The 19,252-nt window shown below is 61.4% G+C and carries 15 protein-coding genes, 1 tRNA gene and 1 pseudogene; 14 read left to right on the forward strand and 3 right to left on the reverse strand.

From position 1 onward, the window contains the following. The first annotated feature begins 108 nt into the window (after nucleotides 1–108). Nucleotides 109–3,852 carry an EAL domain-containing protein gene (locus AC515T_RS26475; protein WP_496530581.1) on the forward strand — a complete coding sequence of 1,248 codons (3,744 nt, stop codon included), beginning with the start codon at nucleotides 109–111 and terminating at the stop codon, nucleotides 3,850–3,852. Nucleotides 3,853–3,867: 15 nt separating this feature from the next. Further along, nucleotides 3,868–3,944: transfer RNA gene (locus AC515T_RS26480), tRNA-Ile, on the forward strand. Nucleotides 3,945–4,137: 193 nt separating this feature from the next. Here the strand turns inward: AC515T_RS26480 and AC515T_RS26485 are convergent. Beyond that, a complete protein-coding gene (locus tag AC515T_RS26485; protein WP_496533196.1) occupies nucleotides 4,138–4,389 on the reverse strand; it encodes a helix-turn-helix transcriptional regulator in 252 nt (83 codons plus the stop codon). A gap of 8 nt (nucleotides 4,390–4,397) precedes the next feature. Here AC515T_RS26485 and AC515T_RS26490 point away from each other — a divergent pair. The 3 genes and pseudogenes from AC515T_RS26490 to AC515T_RS26500 form a co-directional block, all read left to right on the forward strand. Continuing rightward, nucleotides 4,398–4,598, forward strand: a pseudogene (locus AC515T_RS26490) (VapC50 family PIN domain-containing toxin); the annotation flags it as partial. A gap of 86 nt (nucleotides 4,599–4,684) precedes the next feature. Further along, entirely contained in the window at nucleotides 4,685–7,114 is a 2,430-nt protein-coding gene (locus AC515T_RS26495; protein ID WP_496533197.1) for a sulfite exporter TauE/SafE family protein, read from the forward strand. A 35-nt stretch (nucleotides 7,115–7,149) separates the two neighbouring features. Beyond that, nucleotides 7,150–7,611, forward strand: coding sequence for an Lrp/AsnC family transcriptional regulator (locus AC515T_RS26500; RefSeq protein ID WP_053125954.1), 462 nt, complete (start codon nucleotides 7,150–7,152; stop codon nucleotides 7,609–7,611). Between the two features lie 120 nt (nucleotides 7,612–7,731). Here the strand turns inward: AC515T_RS26500 and AC515T_RS26505 are convergent, their stop codons facing one another. Continuing rightward, on the reverse strand, nucleotides 7,732–8,046 hold the full coding sequence (locus AC515T_RS26505) for an XRE family transcriptional regulator (RefSeq protein ID WP_496530582.1): 315 nt from the start codon (nucleotides 8,044–8,046) through the stop codon (nucleotides 7,732–7,734). Beyond that, nucleotides 8,039–8,404 carry a type II toxin-antitoxin system RelE/ParE family toxin gene (locus tag AC515T_RS26510; protein WP_496530583.1) on the reverse strand — a complete coding sequence of 122 codons (366 nt, stop codon included), beginning with the start codon at nucleotides 8,402–8,404 and terminating at the stop codon, nucleotides 8,039–8,041. Before AC515T_RS26510 ends, AC515T_RS26505 begins: the two co-directional genes overlap by 8 nt. A gap of 364 nt (nucleotides 8,405–8,768) precedes the next feature. On the opposite strand from AC515T_RS26510, the gene AC515T_RS26515 reads away from it, so the two are divergent. From AC515T_RS26515 to AC515T_RS26555, 9 genes are all read left to right on the forward strand, one after another. Next, nucleotides 8,769–10,451: a flavin monoamine oxidase family protein gene (locus tag AC515T_RS26515; protein ID WP_496530584.1), complete on the forward strand. Its 1,683-nt coding sequence runs from the start codon at nucleotides 8,769–8,771 to the stop codon at nucleotides 10,449–10,451. 12 nt (nucleotides 10,452–10,463) lie between these two features. After that, a complete protein-coding gene (locus AC515T_RS26520) occupies nucleotides 10,464–11,258 on the forward strand; it encodes a carbon-nitrogen hydrolase family protein (RefSeq protein ID WP_496530585.1) in 795 nt (264 codons plus the stop codon). A 62-nt stretch (nucleotides 11,259–11,320) separates the two neighbouring features. Further along, nucleotides 11,321–13,753 (forward strand): pyrroloquinoline quinone biosynthesis protein PqqF, encoded by a 2,433-nt coding sequence (pqqF, locus tag AC515T_RS26525; RefSeq protein WP_496530586.1) that lies wholly within the window; start codon nucleotides 11,321–11,323, stop codon nucleotides 13,751–13,753. Nucleotides 13,754–13,923: 170 nt separating this feature from the next. Beyond that, the gene (gene pqqA / locus AC515T_RS26530) at nucleotides 13,924–13,998 is read left to right on the forward strand and encodes a pyrroloquinoline quinone precursor peptide PqqA (protein WP_003177660.1); all 75 of its coding nucleotides are present in this window, start codon (nucleotides 13,924–13,926) and stop codon (nucleotides 13,996–13,998) included. 80 nt (nucleotides 13,999–14,078) lie between these two features. After that, on the forward strand, nucleotides 14,079–14,990 hold the full coding sequence (gene pqqB / locus AC515T_RS26535) for a pyrroloquinoline quinone biosynthesis protein PqqB (protein WP_092202698.1): 912 nt from the start codon (nucleotides 14,079–14,081) through the stop codon (nucleotides 14,988–14,990). Between the two features lie 213 nt (nucleotides 14,991–15,203). After that, nucleotides 15,204–15,956 carry a pyrroloquinoline-quinone synthase PqqC gene (gene pqqC, locus AC515T_RS26540; protein ID WP_496530587.1) on the forward strand — a complete coding sequence of 251 codons (753 nt, stop codon included), beginning with the start codon at nucleotides 15,204–15,206 and terminating at the stop codon, nucleotides 15,954–15,956. After that, nucleotides 15,953–16,228, forward strand: coding sequence for a pyrroloquinoline quinone biosynthesis peptide chaperone PqqD (gene pqqD, locus AC515T_RS26545; protein WP_496530588.1), 276 nt, complete (start codon nucleotides 15,953–15,955; stop codon nucleotides 16,226–16,228). The genes pqqC and pqqD overlap by 4 nt, the downstream gene beginning before the upstream one ends. Then, nucleotides 16,200–17,369 carry a pyrroloquinoline quinone biosynthesis protein PqqE gene (pqqE, locus tag AC515T_RS26550; RefSeq protein ID WP_496530589.1) on the forward strand — a complete coding sequence of 390 codons (1,170 nt, stop codon included), beginning with the start codon at nucleotides 16,200–16,202 and terminating at the stop codon, nucleotides 17,367–17,369. The genes pqqD and pqqE overlap by 29 nt, the downstream gene beginning before the upstream one ends. Beyond that, nucleotides 17,335–19,164 (forward strand): S9 family peptidase, encoded by a 1,830-nt coding sequence (locus AC515T_RS26555; protein ID WP_496530590.1) that lies wholly within the window; start codon nucleotides 17,335–17,337, stop codon nucleotides 19,162–19,164. The genes pqqE and AC515T_RS26555 overlap by 35 nt, the downstream gene beginning before the upstream one ends. Nucleotides 19,165–19,252 lie beyond the last annotated feature (88 nt).

Here is a 19,252-nt window from a genome sequence, read left to right on the forward strand (position 1 = left end):
TGCCGGGGGTTTTGTTATGCGCAGATAAAATCCCCTTCGTTACGCTCCTCACCCCCCTGTTGCCCGTCTACACTCGAAACATCCTCCCCAAGCCATGACGAGACAGTGATGCCCAGACTGACGGCCGCGCTTTTGCTGTCATTGATCACCTGGACCGCAACAGCTGGCGCGTTGACGCTCACAGATGAGGAGCTCCGCTGGCTCAAGGACCATCCCGACCTGCGCCTGGGCGTCGACGCCTCATGGCCACCGTTTGAGTTTCGCGACGATCAAGGCCGCTATCAGGGCCTGGCCGCCGACTACATCGAGATCATCCGTGAACGGTTGGCCATCAGGCTCACGCCCGTCGAGCCGGCCAGCTGGACTGCCGTGCTGGAGCAGGTCGTACAGGGCAAGATCGACCTATTGCCGGGCATCATGTCCACCCCGGAACGCCAGAATTACCTGGCATTTACCCGCCCCTACCTGGATTTCCCCATTGTCATCCTGGCCCATCGCGGTGGCGCCCAGCCCCACAGCCTCAAGGAGCTATACGGGCTGAAAATCGCCGTGGTGGAGAACTATGCCCCCCATGAATTGCTGCGCAACCATCATCCTGACCTGAACCTCGTGGCGCTGCCCAACGTCAGTTCAGCCCTGCAAGCGCTGGCAACCGATGAAGTGGACGCGGTAGTGGGCGATCTGGCTTCCAGTGTCTGGAGCCTGCGCCAGCTCAAGCTCGAAGGTCTTTATGTCAGCGGGGAAACGCCCTATCGCTATCAATTGGCAATGGCCGTCCCTCGCGACAACAAGGTATTGGTGGGCATCCTGGACAAAGTCCTGGCAGACATGAGCCCGGCCGAGGTCGCCGAGATCCAGCAGAAGTGGATCGGCAATGTGCACGACTATCGCCAGCTCTGGTCAGACTTACTGTTTTACGGCCTGCCTGCGCTGCTGCTCCTGGTCGGCATACTGGCGGTGGTGATTCGCATCAACCGCCGGCTCAGCTCGGAAATCGCCCGCAGGGTCGAGCTTGAGCAGGAGCTGCGCAGCAGCGAATACCATTACCGTGGGCTGGTGGAGAGCCTGTCGGCCATTGCCTGGGAAGCAAGGGTCAGCGATTTCACCTACAGCTACGTGTCGCCTCACGCCGAAGACCTCTTGGGCTATCCCCTCTCCCATTGGCTGGTCCCCGGCTTCTGGCGCAACATCATTCATCCGGCCGACCTGATCCGCGCCCAGACCTACTGCGACCATGAAGTGCTGGCGGGCCGCGACCACTGCATCGATTACAGGGTGATCACGGCCGATGGTCGCTGCCTGTGGGTACGCGACATTGTCAGCCTGATCGAACACGGGCACGAACCGCTGATGCGCGGGTTGATGATCGATATCAGTGAAGCCAAGCGCACCGAAGAAGCACTGCGTCTTTCGGAGCAGAAATTTGCTTCGGTGTTCCGCCAGTGCCCGGACATCCTGGTAATTGCACGGCTGCTGGACGGTTGCCTGCTGGAGGTCAACAAGGCCTTCGAAGAGCAGATCGGCCTGAGTGCCGCAGAAGTGGTGGGGCGCAACGCAACCGAACTGAATATCTGGGGCATCCAAGGCGTGGGGCCGAGCCTGTTGCAGCGTTTGCAGGCCGGCAGCATTCGCAACCTGGAAATGCCCTTTCGCCGTAGCAACGGCCAGGTATTCACCGGACTGATCTCCGCTGAACCCTTCGACCTCGACACAACGCCAGCCCTGGTCGTGGTGGTGCGAGACATCAGCCAGCTCAAGGAAACCCAACAGCAATTGCAGACATCCGAAGAAAAGTTCGCCAAGGCGTTCCACGCCTCGCCCGATGGCCTGCTGCTGTCCCGGCAAAGCGACGGCTTGTTGATTGAAGTCAACGAAGGCTTCAGCCGCATTACCGGCTTCAACAGCGCCCTGTCGGTGGACCGCTCCACCCTGGACCTGGGCATTTGGGTCAATCTCAACGAGCGCAAGCAGATGCTCGACCTGCTGAAACGGGACGGCTTCGTCAGGGACTTTAGCTGCCATATCCGTCGCAACGATGGGCAGATACGGCTCTGCGAAGTGTCCAGCCGCCCACTGCCCATCGGCAACGAAGACTGCATGCTGACCATCGCCCGGGATATCACCGAACGCCACCTGATGCAGGAAAAACTGCAACAGGCCGCCACCGTATTCGAAAGCACTGCCGAAGGCGTGCTGATCACCGATACGCAACAGCACATCAGCGCCGTGAACCGGGCCTTCACCGAAATTACCGGCTACAGCGAAACCGAAGCCTTGGGCCACACACCTCGGTTGTTGGCTTCCGGCCTGCATGACAGCGCGTTTTACGCGGCAATGTGGCACCAGTTGACGGCGGAGGGACACTGGCAGGGAGAGATCTCCAATCGGCGCAAGAACGGCGAGCTGTACCCCAGTTGGCTGACCATCAGCGCCGTGCGCAATCGGGGCCGACAGATCACCCATTTCGTCGCGGTCTTCGCCGATATCTCCAGCCTCAAGCACGCCCAGGCCCGGCTCGATTACCAGGCTCACCACGACCCGCTGACGGGCCTGCCCAATCGCACGCTGTTCGAAAGCCGCTTGCTGACGGCTCTCAACAGCCAGCAGGAAAACGGCGGCCAGGGTGCCGTGCTGTTCCTGGACCTGGACCGCTTCAAGCACATCAATGACAGCCTCGGGCACCCGGTCGGCGACCTGCTGCTCAAGGGCATTGCCGTGCGCTTGCGCGAGCAGTTGCGCGACATCGACACCGTGGCGCGCCTGGGCGGCGACGAGTTCATTATCCTGCTGCCGGGCCTGCAACAGCCCAGCGATGCCGAGCACATCGCCCAGAAACTGTTGAACTGCTTTACCGCACCGTTCCAGGCCGGTGAGCATGAATTCTTCATCAGCGCCAGCATCGGCACCAGCCTTTACCCGCAGGATGGCTGCGACGTCGCCACGCTGGTCAAGAATGCCGACGCGGCGATGTACCGCTCCAAGGCCAAGGGGCGCAACCGGGTGGAGAAATACACCCGCGACCTCACCGCCCAGGCCAGCGAGCGCGTGGCCTTGGAGCACGAGCTTCGCCGGGCGATTGAACGCAACGAGCTGTCACTGTCCTTTCAACCGAAAATCAGCCTCGCCGACAACCGACTGGTGGGCGCCGAGGCACTGATTCGTTGGTATCACCCGACATTTGGTGACGTTCCGCCCGAACACTTCATCCCGCTGGCGGAAGAAAACGGCATGATCCTGCAAATTGGCGACTGGGTACTGGAAAGCGCCTGCCGGCAACTGTGCGAATGGAACAGCATCTACGAAAGCCTCGGCCCTCTGTCGGTCAACCTGGCCGGTGCCCAACTGCGCCAGCCCAACCTGCTGGGGCGTATCGAACAACTGCTGCGCGAACACCAACTGCGGCCCGGCTTACTGCAACTGGAAATTACCGAGAACTTCATCATGAGCCAGGCCGAAGAAGCCCTGACGGTGTTGCACCAGTTGAAGAACCTCGGCGTACAATTGGCCATCGACGACTTCGGCACGGGCTACTCCTCCCTGAGCTACCTCAAGCGCCTGCCGCTGGACATCCTCAAGATCGACCAATCCTTCGTCCGCGGCCTGCCCGACGACCCGCACGACGCGGCCATCGTGCGGGCAATCATCGCCTTGGGCCGCAGCATGCAATTCACCATCATCGCCGAGGGCGTCGAAACCCTGGCCCAGCAGCAATTCCTGGCTGAAGAAGGTTGCGAACAGATCCAGGGCTACATCGTCAGCCTGCCCCTGTGCGCCGACGAGTTCGCCGCAACGTTTCTTCGTGTGACCGTATCGGATTATTCGGATAGCACAGCCGAGAAACCGTCGCTATAATCCGCGACCTACTGAGGGCCTATAGCTCAGTTGGTTAGAGCAGAGGACTCATAATCCTTTGGTCCACGGTTCGAGTCCGTGTGGGCCCACCAACTCCAAAGCCGCGCATTGCGCGGCTTTTGCGTATCTAGCGTTAAAGCACCCTCAGCCTAAATGACCAAAAATGTCCACATTGAGCGTTGGGGATCACCAATTGCCATGCTTGATAAGAGAAAATTGGGGTTCTGGTCTGCCTATCTGGAAACGTCGCAATAATCTCCAACGCCCATCAAGTCGACGTCGCCATCAATCGAACATTCCTTGGATTTCCTCCAATGTGGGCATTACCGCTGGCACCACAGCGAACTCACAGTCCAAGGCCCCCAAAACTCGCGCATAGGCAAGCATACCCACCGATAGGTCTCCTTTCTCAACAGCGATGACCTTTTGCCGGGTGACACATGCCAAGGCCGCGAGCTGAGCTTGGGTCAGTCCGCGATTCAGGCGGTGCTGCCGAACTTGTTGGCCTAGACGCAGGGTGATTAGGGTGTAGTCCATGTTATGTTGATATCGAGCCTTTGCACCCTGACGATTTCGTTGCCGATCTTTGGGATATTGACCAAGCGGCTGTTCTCGAAGCAGCACAGCGGCAGCGAGCATCCTTGAAAAATCCGCCGCACAGTGCGCGGCAATACCTCGATAAGCTACTCCAACAAAAACTCCCCGAAACTGTAAAATTGCTCTCCAGATTTGAATTCCTGATTTGACGATTGCAGCCAAGGACTTGACGCTACAACGATGAGTTCGCGCCTCATCTCACGCCCATACCCGTCACTCAACCTCTATCACCGAGATTCCCATCATCGCCAGCCCCAGCCTCCCCCGACTGTTTCTTGAACTGTTCTGGCAACTCGGCATCCTTCTGGTGCCGGCCTTTTTCGTCACCATACTGCCGCCCCCGTTGGCTTTGCTGGCGGTGGTGTGCCTCGGGCTGCTGATGGGCCTGGCCGCTCGCCTGGGCTTTTTGGCGATGGGCCGAGGCGTCGCGCGGTTGACGGTCGGTGCCGTGTTTGGCCTGGGTTTCAGCCTGGGCCGGGCGCTGCCTGAGTGGTGGGGCATCTTGGTGGCGATCGTCGGCATCATCATCGGGCTCGCCTGCGTCAGTCGCTGGGAGCGGCGCCTTGGGTTGGCGCCCGCTTCCGGCAAAGGGCCGAGTGCCTGGGGTGGAAACGAGCCGCTGCTGACCCCTGAAGGCGAGCCGATCCGGGTCTTCAACCACGGCGAAATCGCCATGGGCGGCCCGACGTACTGCGACTATCTGTTCCCCGACGGTGTGCTTTTGCAAGGCATTGGCTCCTCGGCAGTGTTCTCCACCGACGGGCGCTACTTTGCTGCACCGGTACCGTCCCGACAGGCATGGGGACTGGTGGTCCTCGACCGTCAGCAACGCCTGCTGTACCGCTGCGCCGACAGCGAGCTCTGGGAGTTGGACACTTTTGACCTCGACCGGTTGAGCGGACGCCATAGCCCGCTGGTGGATAACAGCGTTCGCGAAACCCGCCTCGATGAGCTGCTGCAAACGGCCAGCGTCACCCATCTGCTGCCTGTCGCCGACCTGTGGCTGGAATCCGGTTGGCATCCTGAGCAGACCTTTGAACGGCGCTCCGCTGATGGCCTGCAATGCCTGCAGGGCAATATCTCATTACCCTCGACCTTTCGTGACTTGGCCCAGCCACTGGATCCCCTGCTTTCGCCGCGCTATACCGTCAGCGTCAACGGGCAACCGTCCGACCTGCTGATGGCGGCAGACGCACCGCTGATATGGAGCACCGATCAACGGGCCTTGGTGTGCCTGGCCCAGGAACAAGGCGGTCAAGGGGAGGGCGACCGGTATTGGTTGTGGCAGCTCGACACCGGCTGGCGCGTCCTGCCCTCGCCTTGGGTCAAGAGCGCCGCGGAACCGTCCTTCTACTGGCATGAACTGCTGGGCCTCGACGCCGACCATGTGCGTATCGGCGCGTACCTCGACTATCCGCGCCCAGGATCCGGCCGTTATGGCTATCGCCTGGACAGTATCCATGGCGATACCGAAACCCAGACCGGGCATGACGCCCAGGGGCGTATGCAGGTCGGTGAGTTCAAGCTGACCCGCATGGCGATTGCGATGCCGCTGGACAGCAAGGGCCGGCGAGGCGATTCCTGCATCGAGACGCAACAACCATTGCAGGGCAACGTGCGTGCTGTCCTGACCTGGCTCGGTGACAATCGCGAAGGCTTGGGTGGCTATCGCTGCAGGATCGGCGACTGGTCCGTGCCTGGAACCTGGTTGCTGGATCATCGAGTCTCCGAATGTGGGCGCTACCTGGCGCTGCTGCCCTTCGACGGTTCAACGACCGTTACAACCCACGCGGTGGTAGCCGACTTGCAGGAGCAACGCTTGCTGGAAGGACCTGCAATGTGGATAGAGCGAATACTCGATTTTCGCGATGGCCGGCTGAGCCTGGCGGTCGTTCAAGGTCGGCTGGATAACGATAGGGAAAGCAGCCCGTTGCAGCGATTCAACGTCGCCGCGCCGGAGGTTGGCAGTGACTCGTCCTTTTTTCGTCCAAACGAACAATCCCGACTGTTCTACAACACGGTGCAGTTGCAACCGACAGCGTCACAGCTCAGCACCGTCGAGCCCTGGCGCCTGGTGGACGGCCCGCAAGCAGCCACCGCCGAGGGTGATTTCATCCAGCCTGCGCCGAATGATCAGGATGCCGCCTGGCTGTTCGGCAGCGAAACGGAATACGCCGACAGCTGGGTACGTGCCGGTACGCCCCGTCTCGGCGGGCACCTGCTAACGGCCTCGGGTTGCGCATTGGTTGATCTGGCACCCTCGATGGCCTGGTCACCAAACGGTCGCTATCTGGCGCTGACCTGTATGGCAACCGATGTGGCAGAACAGTGTGGAAGCTACCGGGGCTGGCAATTGCTGCTCCTCGATGTCCAAGCGCATACGCTGCGGATACATCCGCAATGGTTGGGCAATCGGCCTCAGTTCGAAAGCTTCGACGAAGAACACGTGCAGATACGGTGTTTCGAGCACGACTGGGAAACCGAAAGCAGCGAGGATCAAGGCTCGGTGCAATCGTTCTTGCTGGACGCTTTGTTGCAATTGCCCGCTGAACAACTGATTTGCCGGGAAGGTATCTGGCTCAGGTCGTCCCAGGCGGACCTCGCCTTTGCCTGGCATGCACTGGCGTTACCCGCCATTCGCTATTTCGAGCGCGGGAGCCTGTAACATGCCCGCCATCGATGCCTGCGCCGGAGCCCACCTTGACTGATACCCGCCCCCCCGTCCTCGACGAAATCGACCGGCAACTGATCGCGGCGCTGCAAATCAACGCCCGAGAGAGCGTCGCCATGCTTGCCCGGCAACTGGGTATCGCCCGCACGACCGTGACCTCGCGGCTGGCGCGCCTGGAAAAGACCAAGGTGATTACCGGATATGGCGTACGCCTGGGTCAACGGGTGATTGACGGCGGCTTGCAGGCTTACGTCGGCATCAAGGTCCAGCCGCGCTCCGGCAAGGACGTGCTGCGACGCCTGAGCGCCATGGCCCAGGTGCAACAGCTGTGTGCGGTCAGCGGGGAGTTCGACTACGTCGCCTGGTTGCGCACGGAATCACCGGAGCAACTGGATCAGTTGCTGGACCAGATCGGCAGCGTGGACGGCGTGGAGAAGACCACCACCTCGATCATCCTCAGCAGCAAGATCGATCGGGGCCAGCCGGTCTAAGTCCTGCGCAACTTACCCTGTGGGAGCGAGCTTGCTCGCGATGGCGGCCCGTCAGTCCATGGACATGTGACTGAACCGACGCTATCGCGAGCAAGCTCGCTCCCACAGGAACACCGCCAGTTACGGTGTTTGATGGGCAAAGTTTTCGATCCTGACCTGTCCCTCCGGAAAGGTCGCGATAATCTCCAACTCGCCCCCCATGGCCCGGATGTAATTTCGCAACGTGCTGACGTACATGTCCGTACGGCGCTCCATTTTCGAGACCGCCGCCTGGTTGATATGCAGTGCCTTGGCCAAGGCCTCCTGGCTCAACTCCTGCGCCTGGCGCAACTCGTGCAACGGCATTTCTGCACGCAACTTCTGATACAGAGCCTGCGCCCGAGCCTGGGAGTCAGGCGAACGACGCGCCATCAAGTCGGAAAATTTCTTAGCCATTGTCAAAACCCTCTTTCTTCAATACTTCCAAATGCTCGTCATAGAGGCGTTCGACCAAAGGCACATACACCTGATACCAACGGTCCTGGCCAGTTTTGTCTCCCCCGATCAGCAGAATGGCGCAGCGGCGTGGATCAAACGCATAGAGCACACGATAAGGCCTACCTGCGTGTTGCACTCGTAACTCACGAAGGTTGCCATGACGCGAATCTTTGATATCACTGGTGTGAGGAAAGCCCAGGTACGGCCCGGTGTCGCCGAGCAGCATTACCGAGGCCTGTACCGAGTCTTGCTCTGACTCACAGAGACGGTTCCACCACCTCTCAAATTCGTCAGTGTATTCAACGTCCCATTTCATACAAATATGCCACCCAGGTTATATAACCTCAAGGGAATAACCATAGGAGTTTCGGCGAGCATCCGCTCCTGTTGATCGCGCTGGCAATTGTTAAGGAGAGTTTCTGTGGGAGCGAGCTTGCTCGCGATGGCGGTCTGTCAGTCCATGGAAGCGCTGACTGAAGCGACACTATCGCGAGCAAGCTCGCTCCCACCGAGGAACAGGTTTCGTCATTACGATTGAGGAACAGGTCAAAATGACTGGATTACACTCAAAACGACGACATATTGTGTCTTATTAACGTGTCCCACCCTCCCTAGAATGGCTGGCATCTTTCCTATACTCAGACGCGAACACCGCGTCGAGTCGCCCAGCAAGGTCAGCCATGAACAAGCACAATCGCCACCCAGCAGACGGTAAGAAGCCCATCACCATTTTGGGGCCGGACTTTCCTTTCGCCTTTGACGACTGGATCGAACACCCGGCTGGCCTGGGCAGCATTCCCGCCCATAACCACGGTACGGAAGTGGCGATTGTCGGTGCCGGTATTGCCGGCCTGGTGGCGGCGTACGAACTGATGAAGCTGGGGCTCAAGCCCGTGGTCTACGAGGCATCGAAGATGGGTGGGCGCCTGCGCTCACAGGCGTTCAACGGCGCCGAAGGGGTGATTGCCGAGCTGGGCGGCATGCGTTTTCCGGTGTCATCCACCGCGTTCTACCATTACGTCGACAAGCTGGGCCTGGAGACCAGACCGTTCCCCAACCCGCTGACCCCGGCGTCCGGGAGCACGGTCATCGACCTGGAAGGCCAGACCTATTACGCACAGAAACTGGCGGACCTTCCCGCACTGTTCCAGGAAGTCGCCGACGCCTGGGCCGATGCGCTGGAAGATGGTTCGCGCTTCGGCGACATCCAGCAGGCGATCCGCGACCGCGACGTGCCACGCCTCAAGGAATTGTGGAACACCTTGGTGCCGCTGTGGGACGACCGCACCTTCTACGACTTCGTCGCCACCTCCAAGGCGTTCGCCAAGCTGTCGTTCCAGCACCGTGAAGTGTTCGGCCAGGTCGGTTTCGGCACGGGCGGCTGGGATTCGGATTTCCCCAATTCGATGCTGGAGATCTTCCGCGTCGTGATGACCAACTGCGACGACCATCAGCATCTGGTGGTCGGCGGCGTCGAGCAGGTGCCCCACGGCATCTGGAACCACGTGCCGGAACGCTGTGCTCACTGGCCCGAAGGGACCAGCCTGAACTCGCTGCACCTGGGCGCCCCCCGCAGCGGCGTGAAGCGTATTGCCCGTGCGGCCGATGGCCGTTTCAGCGTGACGGACGTGTGGGAAAATACCCGCGAGTACGCCGCCGTGCTGGTCACGTGCCAGAGCTGGCTGCTGACCACCCAGATCGAATGTGAAGAAGCGCTGTTCTCGCAAAAAATGTGGATGGCCCTGGACCGTACCCGCTACATGCAATCGTCGAAGACGTTCGTGATGGTCGACCGGCCGTTCTGGAAGGACAAGGATCCGCAAACCGGTCGCGACCTGATGAGCATGACCCTGACCGACCGCCTGACCCGTGGCACCTATCTGTTCGACAACGGAGACGACAAGCCAGGGGTGATTTGCCTGTCGTATTCCTGGATGAGCGATGCGCTGAAAATGCTCCCGCATCCGGTGGAAAAACGCGTGAAGCTGGCCCTCGATGCCCTGAAGAAGATCTACCCCAAGGTGGATATCGCCGCCCGGATCATCGGCGATCCGATCACCGTGTCCTGGGAAGCCGACCCGCATTTCCTCGGTGCCTTCAAGGGCGCCCTGCCCGGCCACTATCGCTATAACCAGCGCATGTACGCGCATTTCATGCAAGACGACATGCCGGCCGAACAACGCGGGATCTTTATCGCCGGCGATGACGTCTCATGGACACCCGCCTGGGTCGAAGGCGCGGTACAGACCTCACTCAATGCCGTGTGGGGAATCATGAAGCACTTCGGCGGTGAAACTCACGCCGAGAACCCGGGTCCAGGTGATGTGTTCCACGAGATCGGTCCGATCGCCCTGCCCGAATAAAAGGAGTTTTCGATGCGTGTAGCCCTCTACCAATGCCCACCGCTGCCACTGGATCCGGCCGGCAACCTGCAACGCCTGCACCAGGTGGCGCTGGAAGCCAGGGGCGCCGATGTGCTGGTGCTGCCGGAGATGTTCATGACCGGCTACAACATCGGCGTCGATGCGGTGAATGTATTGGCCGAGGTCTACAACGGCGAGTGGGCGCAACAGATCGCCCGCATTGCCAAGGCGGCCGGCCTGGCGATTGTCTATGGCTATCCTGAACGCAGTGAAGATGGCCAGATCTACAACGCCGTGCAACTGATCGACGCCCAGGGCGAGCGCCTGGCCAACTACCGCAAGAGCCACCTGTTCGGCGACCTCGATCACGCCATGTTCAGCGCCGGCGACTCCGCGCTGCCTATCGTCGAGTTCAACGGCTGGAAACTCGGCCTCTTGATCTGTTACGACCTGGAGTTCCCGGAAAACGCCCGACGCCTGGCCCTCGCCGGCGCCGATTTGATCCTGGTGCCGACCGCCAACATGCAGCCCTACGAGTTCATCGCCGACGTCACCGTGCGTGCCCGGGCCATCGAGAACCAGTGTTTCGTGGCCTACGCCAACTATTGCGGCCACGAAGGTGAACTGCAGTATTGCGGCCAAAGCAGCATCGCCGCACCGAATGGCAGTCGCCCGGCACTTGCGGGACTGGACGAGGCCTTGATTGTCGGCGAACTGGATCGACAACTGCTGGACGACTCCCGCGCGGCCTACAACTACCTGCACGATCGCCGCCCCGAGCTTTACGACGACCTGCACAAACACTGATTGAGGATTGAGAAAGGGCCCTGATCCGCTAGCATGGGCGCATCCTTGTTCTGGAAGCGCCCATGCCGGTCCCCGACTCCCTCCGCCCCCACACTGAAATCCTGGCCAACGGCTTGCGGGTGACATTGCGTCATGTCCCGGGCCTCAAGCGCAGCGCCGCGGTACTGCGCGTCGCCGCTGGCAGCCATGATGCCCCCCTGGCCTGGCCGGGCATGGCGCACTTGCTCGAACATCTGTTCTTCCTCGGTAGCCAACGGTTTCCCGCCGGGGAGAACCTGATGGCCTACGTGCAGCGGCACGGCGGTCAGGTCAATGCGCGTACCAGCGAACGCACCACGGATTTTTTCTTCGAACTGCCTCCCGCAACCTTCGCCGACGGGCTGGAACGGCTGTGGGACATGCTCGCCCAGCCACGCCTGGATGAAGCTGATCAGTTGCGAGAACGGGAAGTGCTGCACGCAGAGTTCATCGCCTGGTCCCAGGATGCGGCCGCCCAGCGACAGCTGGCCTTGTACGACGGCGTGTCAGCGTCCCACCCGCTGCGGGGTTTTCATGCCGGCAATCGCGACAGTCTCGCGGTGGAGCAGGCAGAATTCCAAACTGCATTGCACGACTTCTACCGCCGTTTCTACCAGAGCGGCCAGATGACCCTGAGCCTGGCCGGCCCGCAAAGCATCGATGCCTTGAAAGCGCTGGCGGAACAGTTCGGCAGCCATGTACCGAGCGCTGAAACGGTGGCCAGACCGGCACCGCCAAAACTGATGGCATCGTCCCAAACGAGTTATCAACAGGCTGGTGAAGGTTGTCTCGACCTGCTGTTCGCCTTCGAAGCGTTGCCCGCCGCCTCGCCCCAAGCCCTGGACTTTCTCTGTACGTGGCTGAACTCCAGCAAACCGGGTGGCCTGCTTGCCACGTTGCGTCAGCGCGGCCTGGCGGACAGCCTCAAGGCCACCGCGCTGTATGAGTATGCCGACCAGGCGCTGCTGCACATCGAGTTCAAGCACCACAACGCTCAGGCAGCGGCGCAAGTCCAGCCATTGCTGCACGACTGGTTGGGCTTCTTTGCCGTCCAAGACGACTGGGCACCGTTGCGCCAGGCGTTCACCGCGTTGTTGCAACGCCGTCAGGAGACAGGATCGGCCTTGCAGTTGGCCCGCTGGGACGGTGAAGGACGTGACGCGCCGCTGCTGGAAAACGACCTCGTGAGGCTCAGGGGAATCCTCAAGCAACTTCATCCCGCCGATAGCGTCGTGGAACCCTGGCAACTGCCCGCGCCCAATCCGTTCCTGCAAACACCAGGCGAAGCGCCTCGCGCCGGACTGATACGCGGTCAAACCAGCGCCCACCGCGGCTTGCGCACCTTCGCCCAGGATCGCTCCCGGGGCCGGCGGGAACGCTCGCCCATGCAGTTCAGCCAGGCACTGCCGGACAACGGTCGTGACGGCGCGGTGTACCTGCGCTGGCAACTGACGACCCAGGCACCGCCCGACGTTCAATCCAGGCTCGACCGACACTTGGAGGATGTGCGCGAAGAGGCTCGACAGGCCGGCGTGGACGTCAGTGTCGAACCCTCCAGCCATCAATGCCTGCTGAAACTGGTCGGCTTGCAGGCGCCGATACCGTTGGTGCTTGAACACGTTCTGGCGAAGCTTGCCCAACCGCTGCCAATGGCCCAGGCCGGTGAAGACCCCCCGTCGATGCCGATTCGACAGCTATTGAAGGTCTTGCCGAATCATTGCCGGCAATCATCAGCGTTGCCAATGTCCGACAGCGATCAAAACGTGTGGGCAACGGCTCGATGGGACGGGCTGTCCATCGGTCTGTCGGCCACCACCCAAGGGGCGCTTGGCCCGGTGCTGGCCCGTGTACCGGGCATTGCCGGCGAGGACGTCAGCCTGACAATGGCACCGCGCGGGCAACGCATCTGGCATACGCTCAAGACCCACGACGAAGAAGCGGCCGTGTTGCTGTTTTGCCCGACGGCCACCTTGGCGCTGGCCGACGAAGCCGCCTGGCGCTGGCTGGCACAGCTGTGCCAGACGCCGTTCTACCAGCGCCTGCGCGTCGAGTTGCAGTTGGGTTATGCGGTGTTCAGTGGGTTGAAGCAGATCAATGGACAAACCGGGGTGTTGTTCGGCGTCCAATCGCCCAGCCTCTCGGCGGCACAACTGATCGCCCACATCGAGCAATTCCTGGCCGGGTTACCGGCGCTGGTCGAGCAGTTCGATGATTCATTCCTGACCGACCAGCGGCAGGCGCTCGCTGCCCAGCTCCAAAGCACCGCCCTGCCCTTCGCCCAGGCCGCCGAATTGCTCTGGCAGGGCAAGCTGGCCGGCCGCCCGTCGGATTATCTTGAGCAACTGGCCGCTGCCATCCAGTGCCTGGACCGCGCCCAGCTAGAAACAGCCGCCCAGGGTTTGATCGACGCGCAAGGGGGATGGCATTGCCTGAGCAATGGCGCCTGCCCGCCAGAACACTGGCAAGCGGCGCAATGATCGTTGCAGCCGCTGTAATGAGCTTTCTTTGAGAATCGCGGCGAACGAATTTGTCAGATTTAGTAACATAGGCGCCTAAGCATCTGAACATCTCCGAACGGAGGTGGACTATATGTATAGGTCTGCACCGTTCCATCGAACCCAATCCCCCCAACCAAAGGAGTATTCCCATGTCCTGGTCCAAACCCGCATATATCGACCTGCGTATCGGTTTCGAAGTCACCATGTACTTCGCCAGCCGCTGATTGCTGCAGGCGGTTAAGCACGCAGCACTACGCCTCGGCCAGCCGAGGCGTTTTTATTTCGGTTTGCAGATGGAGCAGCCATGTTCGTCCAGATTCTAGGTTCCGCCGCCGGTGGCGGTTTCCCCCAGTGGAACTGCAACTGCGCCAACTGCGCAGGTTTTCGCAACGGCAGCCTGCGGGCCCAGGCGCGTACCCAGTCGTCCATCGCCCTGTCCGATGACGGGGTGAACTGGGTGCTGTGCAACGCCTCTCCGGACATTCGCGCCCAGCTCCAAGGCTTCGCCCCGATGCAACCTGGCCGGGCCCTGCGCGACACCGGCATTGGCGCGATCATCCTGATGGACAGCCAGATCGACCACACCACCGGCCTGCTCAGCCTGCGCGAAGGTTGCCCACATCAAGTCTGGTGCACCGACATGGTCCATGAAGACCTGAGCACCGGCTTTCCGCTGTTCAACATGCTGACTCATTGGAATGGCGGGTTGAGCTGGAATCGCATCGAGCTCGACCAGAGCTTCACCATCGCCGCCTGCCCGAACCTGCGCTTCACCCCTCTACCCCTGCGCAGCGCCGCACCGCCCTATTCACCCCATCGCTTCGACCCGCACCCGGGGGACAACATCGGGCTGATCGTCGAAGACCTGCGCACCGGCGGCAAACTGTTCTATGCCCCGGGCCTGGGCAAGGTCGACGAGTCGTTGCTGGCGATCATGGCCGGCAGCGATTGCTTGTTGGTGGACGGCACGATGTGGGACGACGATGAAATGCAGCGCCGTGGCGTCGGCACCCGCACCGGCCGGGAAATGGGCCACCTGGCTCAGAACGGCCCCGGCGGTATGCTGGAAGTGCTGGAGCAACTGCCCGAGCAGCGCAAGGTCCTTATTCATATCAACAACACCAACCCGATCCTGGACGAAGACTCGCCCGAGCGGGCCGAGCTTGTACGTCGAAAGATTGAAGTGGCTTACGACGGAATGAGTATTGAGTTGTAGGAAGGCTGGAACGATTTTGGGAGTGGGGTTGTGGCGTCTCAGCCAACATTGATGCTGGCTGACCGGACGCTATCGTGAGCAAGCTCGCTCCCACAGTCGTCCGAGTCGTACTCGATATCTGAGTCACAGCAAAACCAGTGTGGGAGCGAGCCTGCTCGCGATGAGGCCAGCCCTGACGCCACAGAACCCAAGGGCATTTCCCGGAGAACCGAAATGACTGACACCCCCCTGTCCCCCGCCGAGTTCGAAGCGGCCCTGCGTGCCAAAGGCGCGTATTACCACATCCATCACCCCTATCACGTGGCGATGTATGAAGGCCGTGCCACTCGCGAGCAGATCCAGGGCTGGGTCGCGAACCGCTTCTACTATCAAGTGAATATCCCGCTCAAGGACGCCGCGATCCTGGCCAACTGCCCGGACCGGGAAGTCCGCCGCGAGTGGATCCAGCGCCTGCTCGACCATGACGGCGCGCCGGGAGAAGACGGCGGCATCGAGGCCTGGCTGCGGCTGGGCCAGGCGGTGGGCCTGGACCCCGACCAACTGCGCTCCCAGGAATTGGTGCTGCCCGGCGTGCGCTTCGCGGTGGACGCCTACGTCAACTTCGCCCGCCGGGCCAGTTGGCAGGAAGCCGCCAGCAGCTCGCTGACCGAACTGTTCGCGCCGCAGATCCACCAGTCACGCCTGGACAGTTGGCCCCAGCATTACCCGTGGATCGACCCGGCCGGCTATGAATATTTCCGCACCCGCCTGGGCCAGGCCCGGCGTGATGTGGAGCATGGCTTGGCGATCACCCTGCAGCACTACACCACCCGCGCAGGGCAGGAACGCATGTTGGAGATTCTCCAGTTCAAGCTGGACATCCTCTGGAGCATGCTCGACGCCATGACCATGGCCTACGAATTGAACCGCCCGCCCTATCACAGCGTGACCGACCAACGGGTTTGGCACAAAGGAATTAGCTTATGAGTTTCGATCGCAGCCAAACCCCGCGCTGGCGCCCCGGCTATCGCTTCCAGTACGAACCGGCCCAGAAAGGCCACGTGCTGCTCTATCCTGAAGGCATGATCAAGCTGAACGACAGCGCTGCGCTGATCGGTGGCCTGATCGACGGCGAACGGGATGTCGCGGCGATCATCGACGCGTTGGCCAAGCAGTTTCCCGACGTGCCGGAACTCGGTGATGACATCGAGCAATTCATGGAGGTCGCCCGTGCAGAGCACTGGATCGAACTTGCCTGACACCACCGGCCTGCCACCCAAGCCGGAAGTCGGCCTGCCGCTGTGGCTGCTGGCCGAACTGACCTATCGCTGCCCATTGCAATGCCCGTACTGCTCCAACCCCCTGGACTTCGCCGAGCAGGGCAAGGAGCTGAGCACCGAGCAGTGGTTCAAGGTGTTTCGCGAGGCTCGTGAGATGGGCGCCGCGCAGCTGGGTTTTTCCGGTGGCGAGCCGTTGGTGCGCCAGGATCTGGCCGAGTTGATCGCCGAGGCGCGCAGGCTCGGTTTCTATACCAACCTGATCACCTCCGGCATCGGCTTGACCGAACAGAAAATCAGCGACTTCAAAAAGGCTGGCCTGGACCATATCCAGATCAGTTTCCAGGCCAGCGACGAGCAGGTGAACAACCTCTTGGCCGGCTCGAAGAAAGCCTTCGCGCAAAAGCTGGAAATGGCCCGGGCGGTGAAGGCCCACGGCTACCCGATGGTGCTGAACTTCGTGACCCATCGGCACAACATCGACAAGATCGACCGCATCATCGAGCTGTGCATCGCCCTGGAGGCCGACTTCGTCGAACTCGCCACCTGCCAGTTCTATGGCTGGGCGCAGCTCAACCGCGTCGGCCTGCTGCCGACGCGGGAACAATTGGTGCGTGCCGAGCGCATCACCAATGAATACCGTGCCAAGCTGGAAGCTGAAGGTAATCCGTGCAAGTTGATCTTCGTCACGCCGGACTACTATGAAGAACGCCCCAAGGGCTGCATGAACGGCTGGGGCAGCATTTTCCTCACCGTCACGCCGGACGGCACGGCATTGCCCTGTCACGGCGCCCGGCAGTTGCCGGTGCAATTTCCCAATGTGCGCGACCACAGCATGCAGCACATCTGGTACGACTCGTTCGGCTTCAACCGTTTCCGCGGTTATGACTGGATGCCCGAACCGTGCCGCTCCTGCGATGAAAAGGAAAAGGACTTCGGCGGCTGTCGCTGCCAGGCGTTCATGCTCACGGGGGATGCCAGCAATGCCGACCCGGTGTGCAGCAAATCCGAACACCACGGGGTGATTCTCAAGGCGCGTGAAGACGCCGAGCACGCCACGCAAACCATTGAACAGTTGGCCTTTCGCAATGAACGAAACTCGCGCCTCATCGCTAAAGGCTGAGCCTTTCAGCGCCGCCCAAGCCGTTGCCGCCGGCACCGACTTCGCCGAACTGCAGGTCGGGCCCCTGGGCTTGTTCTGGAATGAATACCGCCCCGCGGACGGCGCCTGCCGGATCTGGCATTGGCAAGACGCCAAGGCCCGCTGCCTGACGCCGGACGGGTTCAGCGCGCGCAGCCGGGTCTATGAATACGGCGGCGGATCGTTCTGCCTGAGCCATGACGGCGTGCTGTTCGTCAATGAGGCCGACCAGCAGCTGTATCACCAATCGCTGAACGGCGAACGGCCCGTGGCGCTGACCTCTGGTGAATGCCGCTATGGGGATCTTGGCTTCGCCGACGGCCAGGTGTTGGCGGTGGAAGAACAGGCCAACCAGCATCGCCTGGTATCGATCGGGTTGGCGGATCATCAGCGGCATCTGCTGGCCGAAGGCGCCGATTTCTACGCTTCGCCAACCCTGAGCCCGGACGGCCAGCGGTTCGCCTGGATTGAGTGGAGCCGCCCGCATCAACCCTGGACAGCAACGCGGTTGATGTTGGCCGAACGTAATGCTTCGGGTTGGGGCGAGCCACGCTGTGTGGCCGGCGACGGTGAGCAAACGTCCATTCAGCAGCCGCGCTTCGACGCGGCCAATCGCCTTTACTGCCTGACTGATCGCGGTGGTTATTGGCAGCCCTGGAGGGCGTCGGCCCAAGGCCTGGAACCGTTGCCCGCCGCCGCAGCCGATCATGCCCCGGCGCCATGGCAACTGGGGGGCTGTACCTGGCTGCCGCTGGGTGAACACATGTACCTGGCGAGTTGGACCGAAGCGGGTTTCGGGCGCCTGGGTCTGTGTCGCGATGACCAGGCCTGTGAGGACTTCACCGGCACCTATAGCCGCTTTCGCAGCCTGGCGCTGGATGAGCGGTTCATCTACGCCATTGCCGCTTCGCCGACCCGCCCATCGGCGGTCATTGCCATCGAGCGACAGAGTCATGAAGTGGCGGTGCTGGTCGGCGGCGTCGCGCCATTGCCCGTCGAACAGATCAGCTGTCCTCGAACCCTGCGCTATCCATCCGGGTCAAGAGAGGCCCACGGGTTCTTTTACCCGGCCATGAATGCACCCGCAAAGCCGCCATTGGTGGTGTTCATTCACGGCGGCCCCACCTCGGCCTGTTATCCCCTGTTCGATCCCCGTATCCAGTATTGGACCCAGCGTGGCTTTGCCGTTGCCGATCTCAATTACCGCGGCAGCAGCGGCTATGGCCGGGCCTATCGGCAGGCGTTGCATTTGAATTGGGGCGTGGTGGATGTCGAGGATGCCTGCGCGGTGGTCGCTTACCTGGATGAACAAGGCCTGATCGACGGCCGTCATGCGTTCATCCGGGGCGGCAGTGCCGGTGGCTACACGACGCTCTGCGCCTTGGCGTTCCATGAGGTATTCCGTGCCGGCGCCAGCCTCTATGGCGTGAGCGACCCAGTCGCCCTCGGCCGGGCCACGCACAAGTTCGAAGGTGATTATCTGGACTGGCTGATCGGCGATCCGCAACAGGACGTCGAACGCTACCGCGCCCGCACCCCGCTGCTGCACGCCGGAAATATTCGCGTACCGGTGATCTTTTTCCAGGGCGAGCTGGACGCTGTGGTGGTGCCGCAGCAAACCCGCGATATGGTCAGTGCCTTACAGGCCAACGGCGTGGCGGTCGAGGCGCATTACTATCCGGATGAGCGCCACGGTTTTCGCAAGGCCGCGAACCAGGCGCATGCGCTGGAGCATGAGTGGTTGTTCTATCGCAAAGTGATGGACGGTGATCTGTAGCAAGCCAGAAAAACGGTGGGAGCGAGCTTGCTCGCGATAGCGGTGTGTCAGTCTATGGATATGTTGACTGGACCATGGCTATCGCGAG

The sequence above is a fragment of the Pseudomonas sp. FSO-7 genome (genome assembly GCF_059579345.1).